Genomic DNA, 20,056 nt, shown 5'->3' on the forward strand with positions numbered 1-20,056 from the left:
TCCTGTAGAGGCCTTTCCTCAGGTCAAGCCCGAAAGGTTGCTACGAAAGATCGCGAATTTCCCGCTCGATGAGTTTCTTAACCTGCTCCTCGTTATCAATCACACTTTCCCCATCCTTGCGCAGGGATTTCAAAAGCCCGACCATCATCGCAATCAACACGAAGCTGAAAGGCAAGGCGCCCGCAATCGAAGCGGCCTGCAGGGACTTCAGTGCCTGGTCTCCACCCAGCAGCAGTACCACCAGGGTCACGCCCCCCAGTACCATGCCCCAGATGATCCGCTGCTGTACCGGAGGCCGCTGTCCAAAGGCCAGCAGGCGCCCCAGCACCAGAGTGCCTGAGTCTGCGGAGGTCACGAAGAAAATCACCACTACAACCAATGCCGCAACCTTGGCGATGGTTGCAACAGGCCCAGGCGTCAGTACATCGAAGGAGCGAAATATGGTGCCGGCATAATCCCAGTTATTCACGGCGGCGTTATATATCTGCATATCGGCGCCATAAATGGATTCATAAATACCCGCCGACCCAATAACGCCAAACCAGAGCAGCGCAACCATGGACGGTATGACCATCACGCCCAGCATGAACTCACGGATCGTTCTGCCACGGGAAATTCGGGCGATAAACATGCCGACGAATCCGGCCCAGGCAATCCACCAGCCCCAGTAGAATATCGTCCAGCCACCCTGCCACACCCGCTCTTCAGGGCTGCGCGCCGTCCAGAGTGACATGGACACGGCATCTGAAACGTAATCGCCCAGGGCCGTGACCGTGCTTGAGATCATATAGTTGGTATTACTGGCTGCCAGGAAATACGCCAGTATGGCAATGCAAATCCAGGTGTTGAGGGTCGACAGCACCTTGATGCCGCGGGCAACACCACTGGTGGCTGATGCGGTGGCGATAGCGCTGATCAGAACGATGGATACAACGGTGACGGTCTGGGATTTTTCTTCCAGCAAGCCCAGCGAAATCAGGCCTGAACCTATCTGCTCGACGCCGAGCCCAAGCGTTGTCGCTATCCCGAAAATGGTACCAAATACGGTCAGAATATCGACCGTGTGTCCTATGGGGCCATAGATCTTGTTGCCAATCAGCGGATAGAGAGCTGAACGCATCGAGAGCGGCAGACCTTTGCGGAACGAAAAGTACGCCAGTGAGAGACCGACGATGCCATACATGGCCCAGGCGACGGTGCCCCAATGGAAAATGGTTAGCTTGAGCCCGCCGGCCGCCGCCTCTGCAACCTGACTGCTTGGCACAGGAAAGCCTGTATCGCCCGGCAGCAGACCATTATTCAGCGCCAGCTGCTTGGCTTCGAAGAAGGCCGCGACCGCCGCCTTGACGTCTGCACTGAGAAATGGATTACCGCCACTCCAGCCGCTGGCAAAATGAATCATCGGTTCGGACATCGAGAAGAACAGCATCCCGGCCCCGGTACCGCAGCCAAAAAGCATTGAAAACCAGGCAAAATTGCTGAATTCAGGCCTGTCATCATCACGACCGAGGCGGATTTTTCCTACCCTGGAGCACATGACATACATGCACACTACGAAAGTCGAGAACATGATCAGCACGTAGTACCAGCCCAAGGTGCTCTCAATCCAGGATTTGAGACCCAGGAACTGGTCACTGGCTGTTTTCCCCAACAGAATTGCATACAGAATAAAGAACACAACCATGGCAATCGCCGCGATGCCAAGCGTTGAATTCAGTCCCTTCAACACCCCCCTTCGTTCTATAAGAGCGTCTAATTGATCAGCTCTCAGCATACAGTCACCTCATTTATTCATTGTTTTATTATTAATCTGGCGAACAAACAGGCTTCCTACCGGCTTGTCCATCACCCATGGGCTCTTGAATTCAAAAGACTGGGCGCAGATATGCAAACATGTTTAATTTTATGACGTTCGCACTGGGCCTTCCGTTGTGAAGCGCCCCCAATAGTTGAGCCGCCTGCCAATACTTCGGCCTGACAACCCCTCTTGGCTAAGCGCTGTTTTTTACCCCGAACTCGACTGCCTGGCTCGGGGGCGATGGAAGGCCAACTCCCTGGTGTGATTTCTGCCCCGATACCCAATAAACCCAATAAACCCATGGGAGCACAACCGGCTCCCTGACCTTAATCTCAGCGCAAACCTATCCTAGGTTGTCATGAAAAGTTATTCTAACAACTTATTTTGGCAATAATAATAAGTAGAGCTTATAGATCATATGAAATCAGGCCTCCCACCCTTGAATTGGCTCAAAACGTTCGAAGTTGCAGCACGACTGCTCAATTTCAGTGCAGCCGCGCGGGAACTCAACATGACACAGTCAGCGGTCAGCCAGCAGATCCGTCTGCTGGAACACCACCTGGACACACCGCTGTTCAACCGCAAGCACAGGCGGGTCTTCCTCACCCATAAAGGCCTGTCCTATCTCCCCATAGTGCAGAGTGCCATAAACGGCCTTAAGCGCAGTACGGCCGATATTTTCTCGCCCGTCTCCAGCGGCGTGCTCGTTATCGAAGTCAACATGGCCTTCGCCTGGGGCTGGCTGGCCCCCAGACTGAATAATTTCTGTACCCGCTATCCCGGTCTCAGGCTGGAGATCCGGCATTCAAACTGGGAATACGACTTTGACAAGGAACCGGTCGATATTGCCATCAGACACGGCCGGGGCGGCTGGGCCGGGCAAACGAGCAGGCCCCTGCTGACGCCTCGCCTCAAGCCATACTGCGCCGCGTCCCTGTCCAGACTGGTGCATGAACCGATAGACCTGCTGTCATTACCCCTGATCGACGTAATCGGTAATCACCAGGGCTGGACAGACTGGTTCCTTAACGTGGGTGTCGATGACTCAGGCGCGCTCAAGCACAGAGTCGATAGCGTCGCCATGGCGATCAGCATGGCGCAGTCTGGCCTCGGAGTATTCCTGGGATATGAAGACCTGATTAACACCATTGGCCTGCGCAACAAGCTGCACGCACCCTTCGATATCTGGATAGAGACGGAGGATAATTACCACCTGACCTACACCGAAGGACGCCCGCTATCCAGCGCAAGCAATGCCTTTATGGAATGGATAATCGATGAACTCGCATTCAGGCAGGAACCTGGCTGAGTGACGTCCACTTAAGGCAACGGGACTATCCCGATGCTGCTGTCATGTCCTTCGCGTTCTCAACAGACCGGTTTTGGGTGACAGCACGCATGCCAGTATGAACAGCGTCCCCTGCAGCACTATAATCAGCGGCGCCGTCGCCGCATCTATATGAAAGCTGATCAGAGTCCCCAGCACGGAGCACGTGACGGAGACTGCCACGGCGATGATCAGCATCGACTGAAATCGATTCACCAGCAGCAACGCCGTCGCCCCAGGCACGATCAGCATCGCGACCACCAGTATGACCCCCGCCGCCTTCAGTGAGGCTACAATCGTCAGGGCGACCAGCAGCATAAAGCCCGACTGGATCAGGCGCACCGGCAACCCCGTCGCCTGGGCCTGAATCTCATCAAAGCAGTACAGCAGCAAATCCCGCCCCTTGAGCAGAATCACCACCAGCGTCAGCAAGGCGATCAGTGCGGTTTCACCAATCTCCTGCCAGCTGACCCCCAGCACATTGCCGAACAGCACATGCAGCAGATGTATGTCCGACTCCACCTTGGTCAGTAACACCAGCCCAAAGGCAAACATGCCTGAGAACACGATCCCCATCACCGCATCTTCCCGCAGGCGGCTGTGCACTTTCAGATAGCTGGTGGCAAAGGCGCAGCCAGTACCGGCGGCAAAAGCGCCGAGGGCCAGGGGCAATCCAGCCAGATAGGCCAGCAGCAATCCCGGCAAGACCGCATGGGAGATGGCGTCGCCCATCAGCGACCAGCCCTTGAGCACCAGAAAACAGGACAACACCGCGCAGACAGTCCCGACCAGGCAGGCGGCGATCAGGCCCCGCTGCATGAATTCGTACGCCAGTGGATCCAGCACCAGGGAAAAGAGCGTATTCATTCAGACCTCCACCGGATTGCGGCGAGCACGGCGGCGCTGGGCCAGCCGGCCATGTTTCGGTGCCAGCAGGAAAACGAGGACAAATATCAGCGTTTGCAGCATGACGATAATGCCGCCGGTGGCGCCATCCAGATAGTAACTGAGGTAAGCCCCGACCGCGCTCGTCCCGCCCCCCAGGGCCATGGCGATCAGTATCAGCCGGCCAAAGCGGTCGGTCAGCAGGTAGGCCGTCGCCCCCGGCGTCACCACCATGGCGATCACCAGACAGGCGCCCACGGTCTGCAGCGCCGCCACCGTCGTCGCGCTGAGCAGAGTGAAGAACAGGATATGCAGACCGGTTACAGGCAAGCCGACGCTGGCCGCGTGACTGGCATCAAAGAATACCACCTTGAGATCCTGCCACTTCAACGCCAGGATCGTCAGGGAAACGGCAGCAATGATAACGACCTGAAGCAGGTCTTCATCGCTGATGGCGAGAATATTGCCCAGAATGATGCTCTGGACGTTCACAGAGGTCGGATTGAGGGACAGGATCAGCAGACCGGCGGCAAAAAAACTGCTGTATACCACCCCGATCACCGCATCCTCGCGCAGCCGGGTGCGCTGGCGCAGCAGAGCCATAGTCACGGCAGCCAGCATGCCCGCGACTAAGGCACCGAGCGCGTAAGGCAGCGCCAGCGCATAGGCCAGCGCCACACCCGGCACAACCGCATGTGCCAGCGCATCCCCCATCAGCGACCAGCCCTTGAGTATCAAAAAAGACGACAGAAAGGCACACACGGCTCCGACCAGGGCGCTCACCCAGATGGCGCGGCCCATGTATTCGTAGCCCAGGGGTTGCAGCAGCAATTCCAGCATCTCAGTAGCCCCCGCGGGACAGCGCCGCAGCGGCGGTCATGCCCGGGCTTGGCGATAACCGGGGTAAAGTGCACTCACGCTCCTGCGTTTCCAGCGACAGGTTCGGCAGGGTGCCGCCAAACACCCGTATCAGGTTCTCACGGGTAAAAACTTCCGCCGTCGGCCCCGCCGCCACCAGGGTGCGATTTAGCAGAATTACCTGGTCGCAATACTCCGGCACGCTGCCAAGGTTATGGGTCGAGACCAGCAACAGATGCCCGTCGTCACGCAAGGCCTGCAGCAACTCGATAATGGCTTTTTCCGTGTTGATGTCGACGCCGGTAAAAGGCTCGTCCAGCAGGATAATCCGGCCGCCCTGCGCCAGCGCCCGGGCCATAAACACGCGTTTTCTCTGCCCTCCGCTCAGCTCGCCGATCTGGCGCTTGCGGTACTCGAACATGCCGACACGATCAAGCGCTGCATCGACACGCAAGCGATCCTCGCGCGATGCGCGGCGCAGAAAGCCCATGTGCCCGTAACGCCCCATCATGACGACGTCGTCCACCAGTACCGGAAAGTCCCAGTCCACCTCCTCGCTTTGGGGCACGTAGGACACCAGGTTCATTTTCAGTGCCCGTCGAATCTCCTGACCATTGAGAGTAATGGCGCCCTGGGTCGGTTTCAGGAAGCCCATGATGGACTTGAACAGCGTCGACTTGCCGCAGCCGTTGGTACCGACCAGACCACAGAGAGTCCCCGACCCAAGCTCGAAACTGACACTATCAAGCGCTCGCTGACCATTGGCGTACTGCACCGACAGATCCCGTACCTGAATCAGCGCCGCATTCTTATTCTTGTTGTTATTCATCGAGTCACACCCCGTTGTTGTTTGACAGAAACAGCGTCACCGCGCGGGTCTTATTCGTTCAGAAAGCCATCGACGATGGTGTTTAACGTGACCTCCAGCAAGTCGATATAGCTGGGCACCGGGCCATCCTTCTGGCTCAGGGAATCAACATAGAGCACGCCGCCGTAGCGAATGCCGGTTTCCCGCGCCACCTGGCGGGCCGGACGATCAGAAATGGTGCTTTCGCTGAAGATCACCGGTATGCCCTGGCGTCGGACCCTGTCGATCACCCGGCGAATCTGTTGCGGCGTTCCCTGCTGCTCGGCGTTGACAGGCCAAAGGTAGACTTCCTTCATGTCCAGATCCCGAGCCAGATAACTGAAGGCCCCCTCGCTCGTCAGCAACCAGCGTTGCTGCGGCGCGACGGCCGCCATGCGCTGTTTCAACGCCTTTCCCAGAGCCGCAATCCGGATCGAATAGGCGGAGGCGTTGGCGTTGTAGACAGCGGCATTGTCCGGGTCATGTTGCACCAGCGCCTGGCGAATATTGTCGACGTAGATAAGCCCATTGGACGCCGACATCCAGGCATGAGGGTTGGGTTTGCCATCATAGGGGCCGGCGTAGATCGACAGCGGCACAATGCCATCGGTAACCAGCACACTCGGCACCGCCCTGACGTCCTGCAAAAAGCGCTCAAACCAGCGTTCGAGATTCATGCCATTCCAGAGAATCAGGTCGGCCGACTGCGCCCGGACTATATCCTGGGGGGTCGGCTGATAATCGTGAATCTCCGCACCAGGCTTGGTAATCGAATGGACGACAGCTGCATTGCCCGCAACATTGGCCGCTATATCGGCAATGACGGTGAAGGTTGTCACCACCTGCAGGCGCGTATCCTGCGCTTCAGCCGCCACCACAGGCGTCTGTGCAACGGGCAGCAGCGCCAGGATTAGCAGACGGCAGCCTGTTTTAATGCGACGAAAGCGATTTCGTTTCATGCGAGTCTCCGTTGACCTGGTACAAGGCTATGACGGCGCACTCTACTCCCGGAAATTAAATCGCTAAAGCGAATTATTAGAATCAATACAATCCGATTTATTTATTAAATAAGCGTCGTAATACAGTCCAGCAGCAATAACAGAAGACGGGTTTCAGCGAAGGGAAAACTCAATAATTCAATCACTTTTACCGATTGATACAACAACTATAAATCGCTATTTGTTCATTTAGTGCTTCGGTAACATGGCGCTATTGCCTGACCCCCTTGCCAGCAGGCAGCGCACATAACTCGGCCGCAAGGGCCCCAGGCCCCGAAACCAACGCCATCAGATGGTGGGATTTAATTCAAACGCGACTCGTACGGGAATACACAATGCCAAGCCTCACCGAACAGAAGAGCTACGTCGACGGCCGTTATATCGACGACGTCGATGCCGAGCGATTCGAAACCCGTAACCCGGCAACCGGCGAGCTTATCTGCACCGTGCAGCAGGCCAGCGAGAGCGTGCTCGAACTCGCCATCGAGAGTGCCCGGCAGGGGCAAACGGACTGGGCCGCGCTCAAGGGCAGTGAACGGGGCCGCATTCTCAAGCGCGCAGCCGATATCCTGCGCAGCCGCAATGACGAACTGGCACGACTCGAAGTCATGGACACGGGCAAGCCCATCCAGGAAGCACTGGCGGTGGATATCCATAGCGGGGCCGATGCCATCGAGTACTACGCCGGCGTCGCACCCAGCCTGCACGGTGATCATTACGACCTCGGCGGCTCCTTCGCGTTCACACGCAGGGAGCCCCTGGGGCTCTGCGCTGGCATAGGCGCCTGGAACTATCCCATCCAGATCGCCAGCTGGAAATCAGCCCCAGCCCTGGCCTGCGGCAACGCCATGATCTACAAACCGTCGGAAATGACGCCGCTGACGGCCCTGAAACTGGCGGAAATCTACACCGAAGCCGGTGTCCCGCCCGGTGTTTTCAATGTCGTGCAGGGGGATGCCCGCGTCGGCCAATGGCTGACAAGCCACCGGAGCATCAGCAAGGTATCGCTGACCGGTGATGTCGCAACCGGACGCAAGGTGATGGCCGCCGCCGCTGCAACGCTCAAACATGTCACTTTGGAGCTCGGCGGCAAGTCACCGCTGATCATTTTTGCCGATGCAGATCTCGACGACGCCGTGTCCGCCGCACTGATGGCCAACTTCTACACCCAGGGCGAAATTTGCAGCAATGGCACCCGGGTGTTCGTCGCGCGCAGCATAGAGCAGGATTTTCTGGAACGCCTGGTCGCCCGCACCCGCAAGATGGTCATTGGCGACCCGATGAGCCCGAACACCCATGTCGGCGCCCTGATATCCGAAGCCCACATGCACAAGGTGCTCGGTCATATAGAAAACGGCAAAAATGCCGGCGCCGAACTGCTCCTGGGCGGCCGTCGCCATATGGCAAACGGCTGTGACCGGGGCTATTTCGTCGAACCAACCATCTTCGCCCGGTGCCGCGACGACATGAGCATAGTGCAGCAGGAGATATTCGGCCCGGTGATGTCCGTGCTCGCCTTTGATGGCGAACAGGAAGTCATCGCACGGGCCAACGATACCGAATACGGCCTGGCAGCCGGCGTCTTTACCCGCGACCTGCAGCGCGCCCACCGTGTTGTGGCCCAACTCAAGGCCGGCACCTGCTGGATTAACAATTACAACATCACGCCGATTGAAATGCCCTTTGGCGGCTACAAGCAATCGGGGCTTGGCCGGGAAAACAGCCTGGCGGCCATAGAGCACTACACTCAGCTAAAGAGTGTTTACGTCGAGATGGGCAGGGTCGAGGCGCCCTACTGATAACCTGGCGATGACATAGGCCTTGCGGTCCTGTGACATCATGACCCTTGATTATCGTGCTTGAAAAACCGCCAGCGTTTCGTAAAAGCCCCTGATATTCAGGGGCTCGCGTTAAACCCCTGCTGCAAAGACCAAATGCAGAGGGGTAAATTATAAAAAATAATGAAAGTACCTGAATAGTTCCAAACACCACACGCAAACCCTGTAACCAGAAAATTTGAGCTTAAACGAGACCGACGCCATGACAACAGCAGCAGTGGAAGGACCGGAATCCTCTGACACCATCGGTATTCAGGACCATTACCTGGACGAACAGGTATTGCATATCACCTGGTCCGACGGCAAACGCTCCAAGTACCATTACCTGTGGTTGCGCGACAACTGCTCCAGTGCCTTTCACGCCATTACCGAAGAGCGCACATTCGACCTGCTGAGTGTCAGCGATGATATAAGGCCCACCGCGGTCAGCATCGACGGTGACAAGCTGCATATCGACTGGTCCGAAGGCGACCATCGCAGCAGCTACAGTTTCGACTGGCTGCGCAAGTACGCCTACTCGGTGGATTTCGCGCAGGACCGCTCCGGCCGCGTCGAGAGCTGGGACAAGCGCTTTGTCGACGTTATCCCCCAGGGTGAGCATGAAGCCATCATGCACAGCGACGCCGCATTACTGACATGGATGGAAGACCTGGCCCGCTACGGCCTGGCGCTGGTGCGCAATATGCCGGCGACGAACGAAGCCGTGGTCGAGACTGCCGAACGCATTGGCTACCTCAGGCGCACCAATTTCGGCCTCACCTTCGACGTCCGCTCAGTGCCCAAACCCAGCAACCAGGCCTACACCGCCGACGCGCTGCCACTGCACACAGACCTGCCCAACCACGAGACACCGCCGGGCTACCAGTTTCTGCATTGCCTGAACAACGAGAGCAGCGGAGGCGAATCCATCTTCGTCGATGGCTTCCGTGTGCTTGAGGACATTCGTGTAAACGCGCCTGAGGCCTTCGAACTGCTGGCAAACCAGCAGATCCCCTTCCGTTTTCATGATGATGACTACGATATCCGCGAGCACAGACCCGTCATCAGCCTGAACTACCTGGGTGAAGTAACCGAGCTCAAGTACAACGCGCACCTGGCGGACATCTTCGATCTGCCCGAAGACGTAATGCACGAGTACTACCTGGCCTACCGCCTGCTCATGCGCCAGCTGCGCGATCCCCGCTACATGATCCAGCTGCGCCTCGGTGGAGGTGACATGGTCGTATTCGACAACCGCCGCGTATTGCACGGCCGCCGCCAGTTCGACCCCAGTACCGGCCTGCGCCACCTGCGCGGCACCTACGTCGACCGCACCGAGTTCAGAAGCCGCCTGCGCGTACTGCGACGTACCCAGGGACAGGGGAACTGAAAACAGAAGACTTTCGATTTTTAATTTTTTGACATTTACCAGGCGAACGAGACACCCTGAGGCTGATGACGGCAGCCTTGGGGTGGCTCTGTGAAGTTGCTGCCACTCACTGTGAGCTGATCCGTCATGTTGAGCGAGGAGTACACTTCAGTCCGCCGTTTGGCGGTCTGCGAATACATAGTCCTGATCAGTTATCGATATAGGCTTTAACAGCGCGTCCTTCAAAGTACATCTTCCCTTTCGTCACACGATTCAGGGCCGGCGGATTCTTCCCCTTCAGCGGCAGGTTATGCTGCACCGCATGTTTCAACTCGGTGATCCTGACGCCCAGGACACAGGCAACCTCTTCGATAGACAGCATACGGTCCCAGTAGCTTGATGCCTGGCTGTTATGCCAGCCAACGCTACCAGTGACGGCCCATGACTTCGACGATGTATCCTGTGTCATTTCAATTTCCTGTGAACTGATGGCGAAGCATCATTGTACCTACCGCAGATGTGCTATCCAGGCTCAGTAGTGGAACTAGCCTGATTACTGATACTCTGCTTGATAGCTCGATTTAACTCGAATCCAATGAGGCCGCGCAGGTTATCGTTGTAGTATGACTAGATGCACTCAGGCCGAGGTATCGCAGGAATATTGATCAGGTAGTGTATGGCTAGGGAAAGCAATGCGAATAGCAAATTTCAATTGGCAACCTTAATCACCAAAACCCAGATACAACAAAGGCCGGATGCTTTCGCAAACCGGCCTCTGTCTTTTGAATGTTGGTCGGGACGAAAGGATTTGAACCTTCGACCCCTTGCACCCCATGCAAGTGCGCTACCAGGCTGCGCTACGCCCCGACTGTACCTGAACTGCGGCAATTGCTGCTGCGTTTCAAGTGGTGGGTAATATACCCTAAGGTTTTGATACTGTGAAGTTTTTTCTTAAAAACTTTTCAAGGTACCGAGCAGTTCTTCAAGTTCGGTAATGGTCTGGCGCACCAGCTGCTTGTAGCGGGCGGCGTCATCCCCTGCCTGCTCACCGGAAAGCCACTGACGGGCACCACTGATGGTGTAGCCCTGTTCGTGCAGCAGGCTGCGTATCTGGCGGATCACCAGTACATCCTGGCGCTGGTAGTAGCGGCGGTTGCTGCGCTTGACCGGGCTGATCTGGTCGAATTCCTGTTCCCAGTAACGCAAGACATGGGTCTTGAGGTCGCAGAGTTTTGCTACCTCGCCGATGGTGAAATAACGTTTGTTGGGAATGGGCTCCAGCCGGGGGTTACTCGGCCCGGCTGTCGGCATAGGTATCTACTCGATCCTTGAGTTTCTGGCCCGGACGAAAGGTCACTACCCGCCGTGCGCAGATAGGGACCTCTTCACCGGTTTTGGGGTTGCGGCCGGGCCGCTGTCGCTTGTCGCGAAGGTCGAAGTTGCCGAAACCCGACAGCTTCACCTGCTCATTTGACGCCAGACTGGCACGAATCTCGTCAAAGAAGGATTCGACCATTTCCTTGGCTTCACGCTTGTTAAGACCGAGCTCTTCGTTCAAACGCTCTGCCATTTCAGCTTTTGTCAAAGAGCCCATGCCTTTCACCTCTGTCATTACTCTCGCAATGTCGCGCCGAACCCGGATTTGAGCGCGCCGACTACAGCCTGGATAGTTCCGTTGATCTCTTCGTCATTAAGAGTGCGTGATGGATGCTGCCAGGTCAAGCCGATGGCCAGACTTTTTCGTCCTGCTTCAATGCCTTGGCCCTGATAAACGTCGAACAGGGTGACCTCTTTAAGGAAGTCACCGCCCTCTTTCAGTGCCACGGTGCGCAGTGCATCAAAGGCGGTTTTCTCATCCACGATCAGCGCCAGGTCGCGTCGCGACTCAGGAAACTTCGACAGCTCACTGAAACGCGGCAGGCGGCCGTTAGCCAGTGTTTCAAGCTTGAGCTCGAACAGGTAGACAGGGCCGTCCAGGTCCAGCGCCTTGATCAGGCTGGGGTGCAGCGCACCCATGTAGCCCACAACCTTGCCAGCACGCAGGATCGCTGCGCTCTGCCCCGGATGCAGCGCCACATGACTGGCAGACGCGAAGCTGTATTGCTGCGCGGCGCCACCGAGGGCCAGCAGGGATTCGACATGGCCCTTGAGGTCATAGAAGTCGACCTTCTGCGCCTTGCCGGTCCAGCCTTCGGGTTCGCGGCTACCGGCAATCACACCGGCAATCACGTTTTCCTGTACCAGCTCGCCGCCCTGGGGCAGGAAGCGCTGGCCACTCTCGAACAGACGTACGCGATCCTGCTGACGGTTCTGGTTGTACTGCAGCGCCTTGGCCAGGCCCGGCCACAGGCTGGTGCGCATGACCGCCATTTCAGCCGAAATCGGGTTGGCCAGAGCAATGGCATCGTACTGGTCGTCAAACTGCTTTTGCAGCCCGGCTTCGATGAAGCTGTAGGTGATCGCTTCCTGATAACCCAGCGCGACCAGGGTACGGCGCATTGTGCGGGTTTCAACGCGGGACTCGACAATCGGCTTGATCGGCAGCGCCGCCATCGGCGTTTTCACCGGCAGGTTGTTGTAACCGTAGACCCGGGCCAGCTCTTCAATCAGATCAACTTCGATCTCGATATCAAAGCGGTACGAGGGCACAGATACATCCCAGACGCCGGCGTCGCCCGCGCTCAGCTGCAGCCCCAGACGGCTAAGAATTTCTTCGATCTCGGCGGCGGGCATGTCGAATGCCAGCAGCTGATTGACCCGCGCGTGACGCAGGCGAATACGGGCGACTTCAGGCAGGTTCTCTTCGCTTTTGACTTCGGTAACCGGGCCCGGCTCACCGCCGACGATTTCCAGCAGCAGCTCAGTGGCGCGTTCGATCGCCTTGCGCTGCAGGCGCCAGTCGACACCGCGCTCGAAGCGGTGTGAGGAGTCGGTGTGCAGGCCGTAGGAGCGCGCACGGCCAGCGATAGCCAGGGGCGCAAAGAAGGCGCTCTCAAGGAAGATATCGCGGGTTTCAGAGGTCACGCTGCTGCTCTGGCCACCCATGATACCGGCCATGGCCAGCGGGCCTTTCTCGTCGGTAATCAGCAGGGTGCCGGCCTTGAGCTCTATATCCTGGCCATCCAGCAGAGTCAGCTTTTCGCCGTCCTGGGCTTCGCGCACCAGAATGCTGCCGCTGAGCTTGGCCAGATCGAAGGCATGCATCGGCTGGCCGAGTTCCTGCAACACATAGTTGGTGACATCCACCACCGGGTCTATGGAGCGGATACCGGCGCGACGCAGCTTCTCGACCATCCACAGCGGTGTTACGGCCTGCGGGTTGATGCGACGGATCACACGCCCCACGTAGCGCGGGCAGGCAGCCCTGGCTTCCAGCACAACGGCGAACGCATCCTTGATGACGGATTCAACCGGGGCGGGCTCAACGAACTTCACCGCCACCTTGTTCAGTACGCCGACTTCACGGGCCAGGCCGGTGATGCTCAGGCAGTCGCCGCGGTTGGGGGTCAGGTCGACATCGATAATCTTGTCGTTCAGACCCAGGTAGTCACGCAGACAGTGGCCCACAGGCGCATCGGCTGCCAGCTCCATGATGCCACCGTGATCCTGCGACAGACCCAGCTCGTCTTCGGCGCACAGCATGCCGAAGGACTCGACCTGGCGCAGTTTGGCCTTCTTGATCTTGAAGTCGCCGGGCAGAACGGCACCGACCTTGGCGAAGGAGGTTTTCAGGCCGGCACGGGCGTTCGGTGCACCGCACACAACCTGAATCTGCTCGTGACCGTCGGACACGACGCACACTTGCAGCTTGTCGGCGTTGGGATGGGGCTCGGCGCTAAGGATTTCGCCCACAATCACACCGGAGAAAGCGCCGGCAACCGGCACTACGTCGTCAACTTCAAGCCCCGCCATGGTGATCTGCGCCACCAGGGTGTCGGTGTCGATCGCCGGGTTAACCAGTTCACGCAACCACTGTTCACTGAATTTCATTCTGCTGTCCTGCCAAATCTGTTAAAAATCGCTTCCACACCGCGAGCACGCTCGCACACGCCGCCAAGCCCGGCCGCAGCCAAACCTGGCAGCGCGCTAGTTGAACTGGCCGAGGAAACGCAGATCGTTTTCGAAGAAAAGGCGCAGGTCATTCACGCCATAGCGCAGCATGGCCAGGCGCTCAACGCCCATGCCAAAGGCAAAGCCGGTGTATTCTTCCGGATCTATACCCACGGATGCGAATACCTTGGGGTGCACCATGCCGCAACCGAGTACTTCGAGCCACTTGCCGTCACCGCGATCGATATCAACTTCGATCGAGGGCTCGGTGAAGGGGAAGTAGGACGGGCGGAAACGCACCTTGACGTCTTCTTCGAAGAATTCGCGCAGGAACTGCTCCAGCGTGCCCTTGAGGTCAGCAAAGCTGATGTTCTTGTCGACCAGCAGGCCTTCAACCTGATGAAACATCGGCGAATGCGTCTGGTCGTAATCGCAGCGATAAACGCGCCCAGGGCAGATGATGCGCACCGGCGGCTTCTGCTCTTCCAGAGTACGAATCTGCACCGGCGACGTATGGGTGCGCAGCAGGGTGTGAGCGTCGAAATAAAAGGTGTCGTGCATCGCCCGCGCGGGGTGATGCGCCGGAATGTTGAGCGCCTCGAAGTTGTGATAGTCATCTTCGATTTCAGGCCCTTCGGCTACGCTGTAACCGATATTGGCAAAGAAAGCTTCAATCCGTTCCAGGGTCTTGGTGACCGGGTGCAGCCCGCCAAGTTCCTGACCGCGACCGGGCAGGGTCACGTCTATGGTTTCAGCCGCCAGCTTGGCATTCAGCGCCGCGCCTTCGAGCGAGTCCTTACGTGCGTTCAGAACATCCTGCAACGCCTGCTTGGCTTCGTTAATGAGTGCGCCCGCCTGCGGACGTTCCTCTGCGGACAACTGCCCCAGCCCTTTCAGCAGCTGAGTAAGATGACCTTTCTTACCGAGATACTGAACACGGACCTGATCCAGATCCTGAGTACTCGCTGCCTGCTCTACAGCAGCAATGCCCTGTGCCAACAGGGGCTCAATGTTTTCCATTACCGGCTCCAAAAGAAAATAGGGGAAGAGCTTGCACCCTTCCCCTATTCGATTCGATCAATTACCTACAAGAGGCGGGTTTGCCTTACGCCAGAGCAGCTTTCGCTTTTTCGACGATAGCAGTAAACGCGCCCTGCTCGTGTACAGCCAGATCAGCCAGGACCTTACGGTCGATTTCGATGCTAGCTTTTTTCAGACCGGCGATCAGACGGCTGTAAGATACGCCGTTGATGCGGGCTGCCGCATTGATACGGGCAATCCACAGAGCGCGGAACTGACGCTTACGTTGACGACGGTCGCGGTACGCGTACTGACCTGCCTTGATGACGGCCTGTTTGGCAACACGGAATACACGGCTACGCGCTCCGTAGTAACCCTTTGCCTGCTTCAATATCTTCTTGTGACGACGACGTGCTTGCACACCACGTTTTACACGAGCCATTGCAATACCTTCCTAAAATTCTGTTAATACCAAGAGTCTAAAAAAGACTTAGATGTACGGCAGCATACGCTTAACGAGTGCCTTGTCCGCTGCATGAACCTGCAGCATCGGACGCAGCTGACGCTTACGCTTGGTGCTTTTCTTGGTCAGAATGTGACTTCTGAAGGACTGCTTGTGCTTGAAGCCATTGGCAGTTTTCTTGAAGCGCTTGGCAGCGCCACGGTTTGACTTGATCTTAGGCATTTCCAAAATCCCCACGCATTGTTAAGTTGTGTTCACCTGAACAACCGCAAAACCCGCAACCGCCTCAATACAGAAGCAATCACGGGCGCTGCATCGTTCAGACTACTTTTTCTTCTTCGGAGCAATGACCATGGTCATCTGACGGCCTTCCATCTTAGGACGCTGTTCAACGACACCCAGCTCTTCCAGGTCTTTTTCGACCCGTAACATCAGCTGCATGCCCAGTTCCTGATGGGCCATCTCGCGACCACGAAATCTCAAGGTCACTTTCGCCTTGTCTCCGGCTTCTAGGAAACGTACCAGGTTGCGCAGTTTTACCTGGTAATCCCCCTCTTCCGTCCCAGGACGGAATTTCACTTCCTTGACCTGCATCTGAACCTGCTTTTTCTTGGCCAGGTTCTGCTGCTTTTTAGCTTCGTACTGATGCTTGCCGTAATCCATCACCTTACAAACGATGGGATCGGAGTCCGCGATCTGTACAAGGTCAAGGCCCGCTTCCTGAGCTGCCTCAAGAGCTTCCTTAATCGTTACTATTCCAATCTGGCTACCGTCTGGGCCAATCAGCCGACACTCGTTAGCTCGAATATTGTCGTTGATCGCTGGGCGTTTCTCGCCGCGTCTATTATCGCGCCTGATGGTGCTATCTCCTGCTCAGATTAATGCTGGCGTCCCTTCCGAGCCACGTCTTGTGACAGGAGGGTTACGAACTCTTCGATTGACAAGGTACCCAGGTCCTCGCCCGAGCGAGTTCGCACTGCCAGGGAACCTGATTCTACTTCCTTATCGCCCACTACCAGAAGATATGGAACCTTCTGCAATGTGCGCTCGCGGATTTTAAAGCCGATCTTCTCGTTTCTCAAGTCCGCTTGTGCTCGGAAGCCCTTATCTTCAAGAAGTTGCGCCACTTTTTTACTATATTCAGCCTGTTTGTCGGTAATGTTGAGTACCGCAACCTGCTGTGGTGCCAACCAGACCGGCAATGCGCCGGCATAGTTTTCGATCAGTATGCCGATAAATCGCTCGAACGAGCCGAGGATAGCACGGTGTAGCATGACCGGTGTCTCACGTTCACCTGTTTCATTCACGAACTGGGCACCCAAACGGCCCGGCATCGAGAAATCGACCTGTATAGTACCGCACTGCCAGACGCGACCGAGACAATCTTTCAAAGAAAATTCAATCTTGGGTCCGTAGAAGGCACCCTCACCCGGCAACAGGTCCCATTTCAGGCCTGCGGCATCCAGCGCCTCGGCCAGGGATTGCTCCGCCTTGTCCCAGCTCGCATCGGAACCAACACGCTTTTCAGGCCGGGTCGACAGCTTGTAAATAACCTCGGTAAAGCCAAAGTCGGCGTAGACTTCGTGCAGGAAGTCGATAAAGCTCGCCACTTCGCTCTGGATGTCCGCCTCGGCGCAGAAGATGTGCGCATCGTCCTGCACAAAGCCACGCACACGCATGATGCCGTGCAGCGCGCCCGAGGGCTCATTGCGGTGACAGGCACCGAACTCGGCCAGACGCAGCGGCATTTCGCGGTACGAACGCAAACCCTGATTGAACACCTGCACATGGCAGGGGCAGTTCATCGGCTTGATGGCAAAGTCGCGGTGCTCCGAGTGCGTGGTAAACATCTGCTCGGAGAACTTGTCCCAGTGACCGGATTTCTCCCACAGGGAGCGCTCCACCACCTGCGGTGTCTTGATTTCCTGGTAGCCATGCTTGCGCTGCTTGGCGCGCATGTACTGCTCGATTTCCTGATACAGAATCCAGCCCGGCGGATGCCAGAACACCATGCCCGGCGCTTCTTCCTGCAGATGGAACAGATCCAGCTGTTTGCCGAGTTTGCGGTGATCGCGCTTTTCCGCTTCTTCGAGGCGGTGCAGGTACTCCTTGAGGTCTTTCTTGTCACCCCAGGCCGTACCGTAAATGCGCTGCAGCATTTCGTTGTTCGAATCACCACGCCAGAAGGCACCGGCGACTTTCATCAGCTTGAATGCCTTGATATGGCCGGTCGCCGGTACGTGCGGACCACGGCACAAGTCGATAAAGTCGCCATGACCGTAAAACGACAGATCTTCGTCGCCGGGAATGGCTTCGATAATCTGCACCTTGTACTGCTCGCCCATTTTTTCAAACATGGCGACGGCGTCTTCACGTCCCATCAGAGAACGACTTACCGCCAGGTTCTCCTTGGACAGCTGCTGCATGCGTTTTTCGATCAGCACCAGATCGTCCGGCGTAAAGGGCCGTTCGTAGGCAAAGTCGTAATAAAAACCGTTGTCGATCACAGGACCAATGGTCACCTGGGCACCCGGGTACAGCTGCTGCACCGCCATGGCCATCAGGTGCGCGCAGGAATGGCGGATAATCTCCACGCCTTCTTCGTCGCGTGCCGTGATGATTGCCAACTGTGCATCTTCGCTGATCAGGTAGCTGGTATCCACCAGAGTACCGTTCACCTTGCCGGCAAGTGCGGCCTTCGCAAGACCAGCACCGATAGACGCCGCAACGTCATGTACGCTAACCGCAGTTTCAAAGCTGCGCTGGCTGGCATCCGGGAGTGTAATAACAGGCATGAAAGTCCCTAGTAGTCTCAGTGGTGACCCTTACGACAGGCCACTTAAGTGATCAAAAAATGTCGTGAAAATAAAGCTGTACAGACGACGCACAGCATAAAAGGGGTGAAATTATACTCCAACCGAAGAGCAGCGACTACCGTCAATTCGCGTTACACTGACACCTAAGCCTGAAACGGCTGGGCTCGACATAAAAACAGCAACATCCGACCCCGGAAACACCATGACCAAATTCAAGATAAGCACCCGGCTGATGCTCATGATGTGCCTGCTGGTGCTACTGCAGGCCGGGCTGCTCGGCGGCTTTGCGCTGCGCTATCTGGCGTCTTCACTGGAGGAGCAGATCGGCCTGCGGGCACTGCAGCTGGCCTCCATGATTGCCCAGACACCAGCGGTCCGCGAGGCCGCCCGTGCGCACGACAGCGTACGCATGCAGACGCTGGCAGAGGAACTGCGCGAGGCCACCGATGCCAGCTTCATTGCGGTCGGCGACGAGCAGGGGATCCGCCTGGCGCACCCACTGCCGGAGCGCATAGGCCTGCCGATGGTTGGCGGTGACAACGAGCGCGCGCTGGCAAAGGGCCAGAGCTACATATCCAAAGCAATCGGCAGTCTCGGGCCCTCAGTGCGCGGCAAGGCGCCGATTTTTTCAGAGGAAGGCGAGATCCTAGGCGTGGTGTCGGTGGGCTATCTCACCATCAGCCTGGACAACGTGATTCACCGCTATCAGCGCATCGTGATCGGCGTCACCCTGGCGCTGCTGGCACTGTCCGTGCTGCTGGCCGTGTGGATTTCCAGCCGCTTCAGGGCCGCCATCTTCGGGCTCGAACCACACCAGATCGCGCGCCTGTTTGAAGAGCGCAACGCCACCCTGGAGTCGGTGCGCGAGGGCATCATTGCGGTCAATACCGAAGGCCTGATCAGTACCGTCAACAAGGCGGCGGCATCAACCCTGGGCCTGTCTGATACGGTGTCCCTGATCGGCCGACCGATTCAGGAGGTACTGCCCGATAGCCGCCTGCCTGACCTGCTCGCCAGCGGGGAGCCGGAATTCGACCGCGAGCTGGTGCTGCGGGGCCAGACCCTGATCGTTAACCGCATTCCGATTCGCGACGGTCAGAAACTCATCGGCGGCGTTGCCAGCTTCAGGCGCAAGGATGAACTGGATCAGGTCAGCCGCCAGCTCACCCAGATTCAGCAATACGCCGAAACCCTGCGCAGCCAGGCCCACGAATATGCCAACAAACTGCACACCATCGCCGGCCTGATTCAGCTCGGCGCCAGCGACCAGGCGCTGGACATCATTGGCCAGGAAACCCGGGAGCACCAGGCACTGCTGCGCTGGCTGGTCGCCTCAGTGACTGAACCCGTACTGTCCGGCTGCCTGCTGGGCAAGTACAATCGCGCCCACGAACTGGGCCTGCAGCTGCTGATAGACCCCGACAGCCATATGGGCGCCCTGCCCTCCCATGTCGCCCCCGAAAGTATCGTTACCCTGCTCGGCAACCTGCTGGACAATGCTTTTGAGGCGACCCTGGCCGCCCGGGGCAAGCAGGTGCAGCTGTCGATGACGGACCTGGGGTCGGATCTGATATTTGAAGTCGAAGACGAGGGCGTCGGCGTCCCGCAGGCCGAACGCGAACGCATCTTTCAGCGCGGCGTGAGCGGCAAGTCCGGCGATCGCGGCATAGGCCTGCACCTGGTACGCCAGACGCTGACCCAGCTCGGCGGCGAGATCACCGTATCTGAAGCGACAAACGGCGGTGCACGCTTTACCGCCTACATTCCCAAGGAGGCCGCAGTATGACCCCCAGACAACAGCATTCCGG

General features: G+C 57.5%; 18 protein-coding genes and 1 tRNA gene. 4 read left to right on the forward strand and 15 right to left on the reverse strand.

Features of this window, described 5'->3' with window-relative positions; all coding sequences use genetic code 11:
* Positions 1-40: 40 nt before the first annotated feature.
* The gene (locus tag A8C75_RS16630; protein WP_227819952.1) at positions 41-1,729 is read right to left on the reverse strand and encodes a BCCT family transporter; all 1,689 of its coding nucleotides are present in this window, start codon (positions 1,727-1,729) and stop codon (positions 41-43) included.
* A gap of 487 nt (positions 1,730-2,216) precedes the next feature.
* On the opposite strand from A8C75_RS16630, the gene A8C75_RS16635 reads away from it, so the two are divergent.
* Complete coding sequence (locus tag A8C75_RS16635) at positions 2,217-3,107, forward strand: LysR substrate-binding domain-containing protein (RefSeq protein ID WP_067384975.1); 891 nt, start codon at positions 2,217-2,219, stop codon at positions 3,105-3,107.
* 42 nt (positions 3,108-3,149) lie between these two features.
* Here the strand turns inward: A8C75_RS16635 and A8C75_RS16640 are convergent, their stop codons facing one another.
* Genes A8C75_RS16640 through A8C75_RS16655 form a run of 4 tightly spaced genes read right to left on the reverse strand, consistent with a single transcriptional unit; the run spans position 3,150 to position 6,674 of the window.
* Complete coding sequence (locus tag A8C75_RS16640) at positions 3,150-3,992, reverse strand: metal ABC transporter permease (protein ID WP_067384978.1); 843 nt, start codon at positions 3,990-3,992, stop codon at positions 3,150-3,152.
* Entirely contained in the window at positions 3,993-4,850 is an 858-nt protein-coding gene (locus A8C75_RS16645; protein WP_067384981.1) for a metal ABC transporter permease, read from the reverse strand.
* Between the two features lies 1 nt (position 4,851).
* The gene (locus A8C75_RS16650; protein WP_084784117.1) at positions 4,852-5,697 is read right to left on the reverse strand and encodes a metal ABC transporter ATP-binding protein; all 846 of its coding nucleotides are present in this window, start codon (positions 5,695-5,697) and stop codon (positions 4,852-4,854) included.
* Positions 5,698-5,747: 50 nt separating this feature from the next.
* Entirely contained in the window at positions 5,748-6,674 is a 927-nt protein-coding gene (locus A8C75_RS16655; protein WP_067384984.1) for a metal ABC transporter substrate-binding protein, read from the reverse strand.
* Positions 6,675-7,048: 374 nt separating this feature from the next.
* Here A8C75_RS16655 and betB point away from each other — a divergent pair, with 374 nt between their 5' ends.
* Both betB and A8C75_RS16665 read left to right on the forward strand, forming a co-directional pair.
* Positions 7,049-8,512, forward strand: a complete 1,464-nt coding sequence (gene betB / locus A8C75_RS16660) for a betaine-aldehyde dehydrogenase (protein WP_067384988.1) — start codon at positions 7,049-7,051, stop codon at positions 8,510-8,512.
* 241 nt (positions 8,513-8,753) lie between these two features.
* Positions 8,754-9,920 carry a TauD/TfdA family dioxygenase gene (locus A8C75_RS16665; RefSeq protein WP_084784118.1) on the forward strand — a complete coding sequence of 389 codons (1,167 nt, stop codon included), beginning with the start codon at positions 8,754-8,756 and terminating at the stop codon, positions 9,918-9,920.
* A 187-nt stretch (positions 9,921-10,107) separates the two neighbouring features.
* Here A8C75_RS16665 and A8C75_RS16670 read toward each other — a convergent pair whose 3' ends face one another.
* From A8C75_RS16670 to thrS, 10 genes are all read right to left on the reverse strand, one after another.
* Positions 10,108-10,368, reverse strand: coding sequence for a hypothetical protein (locus tag A8C75_RS16670; protein ID WP_067384991.1), 261 nt, complete (start codon positions 10,366-10,368; stop codon positions 10,108-10,110).
* A 321-nt stretch (positions 10,369-10,689) separates the two neighbouring features.
* Positions 10,690-10,766 (reverse strand) — tRNA-Pro (locus A8C75_RS16675).
* 84 nt (positions 10,767-10,850) lie between these two features.
* Positions 10,851-11,210 (reverse strand): MerR family transcriptional regulator, encoded by a 360-nt coding sequence (locus A8C75_RS16680; RefSeq protein ID WP_067384995.1) that lies wholly within the window; start codon positions 11,208-11,210, stop codon positions 10,851-10,853.
* Positions 11,188-11,511, reverse strand: coding sequence for an integration host factor subunit alpha (ihfA, locus tag A8C75_RS16685; RefSeq protein ID WP_472387574.1), 324 nt, complete (start codon positions 11,509-11,511; stop codon positions 11,188-11,190). The genes A8C75_RS16680 and ihfA overlap by 23 nt, the downstream gene beginning before the upstream one ends.
* Positions 11,511-13,889, reverse strand: a complete 2,379-nt coding sequence (gene pheT, locus A8C75_RS16690; RefSeq protein WP_067384999.1) for a phenylalanine--tRNA ligase subunit beta — start codon at positions 13,887-13,889, stop codon at positions 11,511-11,513. Before pheT ends, ihfA begins: the two co-directional genes overlap by 1 nt.
* Positions 13,890-13,985: 96 nt before the next feature.
* Positions 13,986-14,969: a phenylalanine--tRNA ligase subunit alpha gene (gene pheS, locus A8C75_RS16695; protein ID WP_067385002.1), complete on the reverse strand. Its 984-nt coding sequence runs from the start codon at positions 14,967-14,969 to the stop codon at positions 13,986-13,988.
* 85 nt (positions 14,970-15,054) lie between these two features.
* Positions 15,055-15,411, reverse strand: coding sequence for a 50S ribosomal protein L20 (gene rplT, locus A8C75_RS16700; RefSeq protein WP_067291326.1), 357 nt, complete (start codon positions 15,409-15,411; stop codon positions 15,055-15,057).
* A 48-nt stretch (positions 15,412-15,459) separates the two neighbouring features.
* Positions 15,460-15,654 (reverse strand): 50S ribosomal protein L35, encoded by a 195-nt coding sequence (rpmI, locus tag A8C75_RS16705; RefSeq protein ID WP_067291323.1) that lies wholly within the window; start codon positions 15,652-15,654, stop codon positions 15,460-15,462.
* A gap of 102 nt (positions 15,655-15,756) precedes the next feature.
* Complete coding sequence (gene infC / locus A8C75_RS16710; protein WP_084784119.1) at positions 15,757-16,290, reverse strand: translation initiation factor IF-3; 534 nt, start codon at positions 16,288-16,290, stop codon at positions 15,757-15,759.
* A 20-nt stretch (positions 16,291-16,310) separates the two neighbouring features.
* A complete protein-coding gene (gene thrS, locus A8C75_RS16715) occupies positions 16,311-18,227 on the reverse strand; it encodes a threonine--tRNA ligase (RefSeq protein WP_067385007.1) in 1,917 nt (638 codons plus the stop codon).
* A gap of 223 nt (positions 18,228-18,450) precedes the next feature.
* Between thrS and A8C75_RS16720 the strand changes: the two genes are divergently transcribed.
* On the forward strand, positions 18,451-20,034 hold the full coding sequence (locus tag A8C75_RS16720; RefSeq protein WP_067385010.1) for an ATP-binding protein: 1,584 nt from the start codon (positions 18,451-18,453) through the stop codon (positions 20,032-20,034).
* Positions 20,035-20,056: the final 22 nt, after the last annotated feature.

This window comes from Marinobacterium aestuarii (assembly GCF_001651805.1).
GTDB classification, from domain to species: Bacteria; Pseudomonadota; Gammaproteobacteria; order Pseudomonadales; family Balneatricaceae; genus Marinobacterium_A; species Marinobacterium_A aestuarii.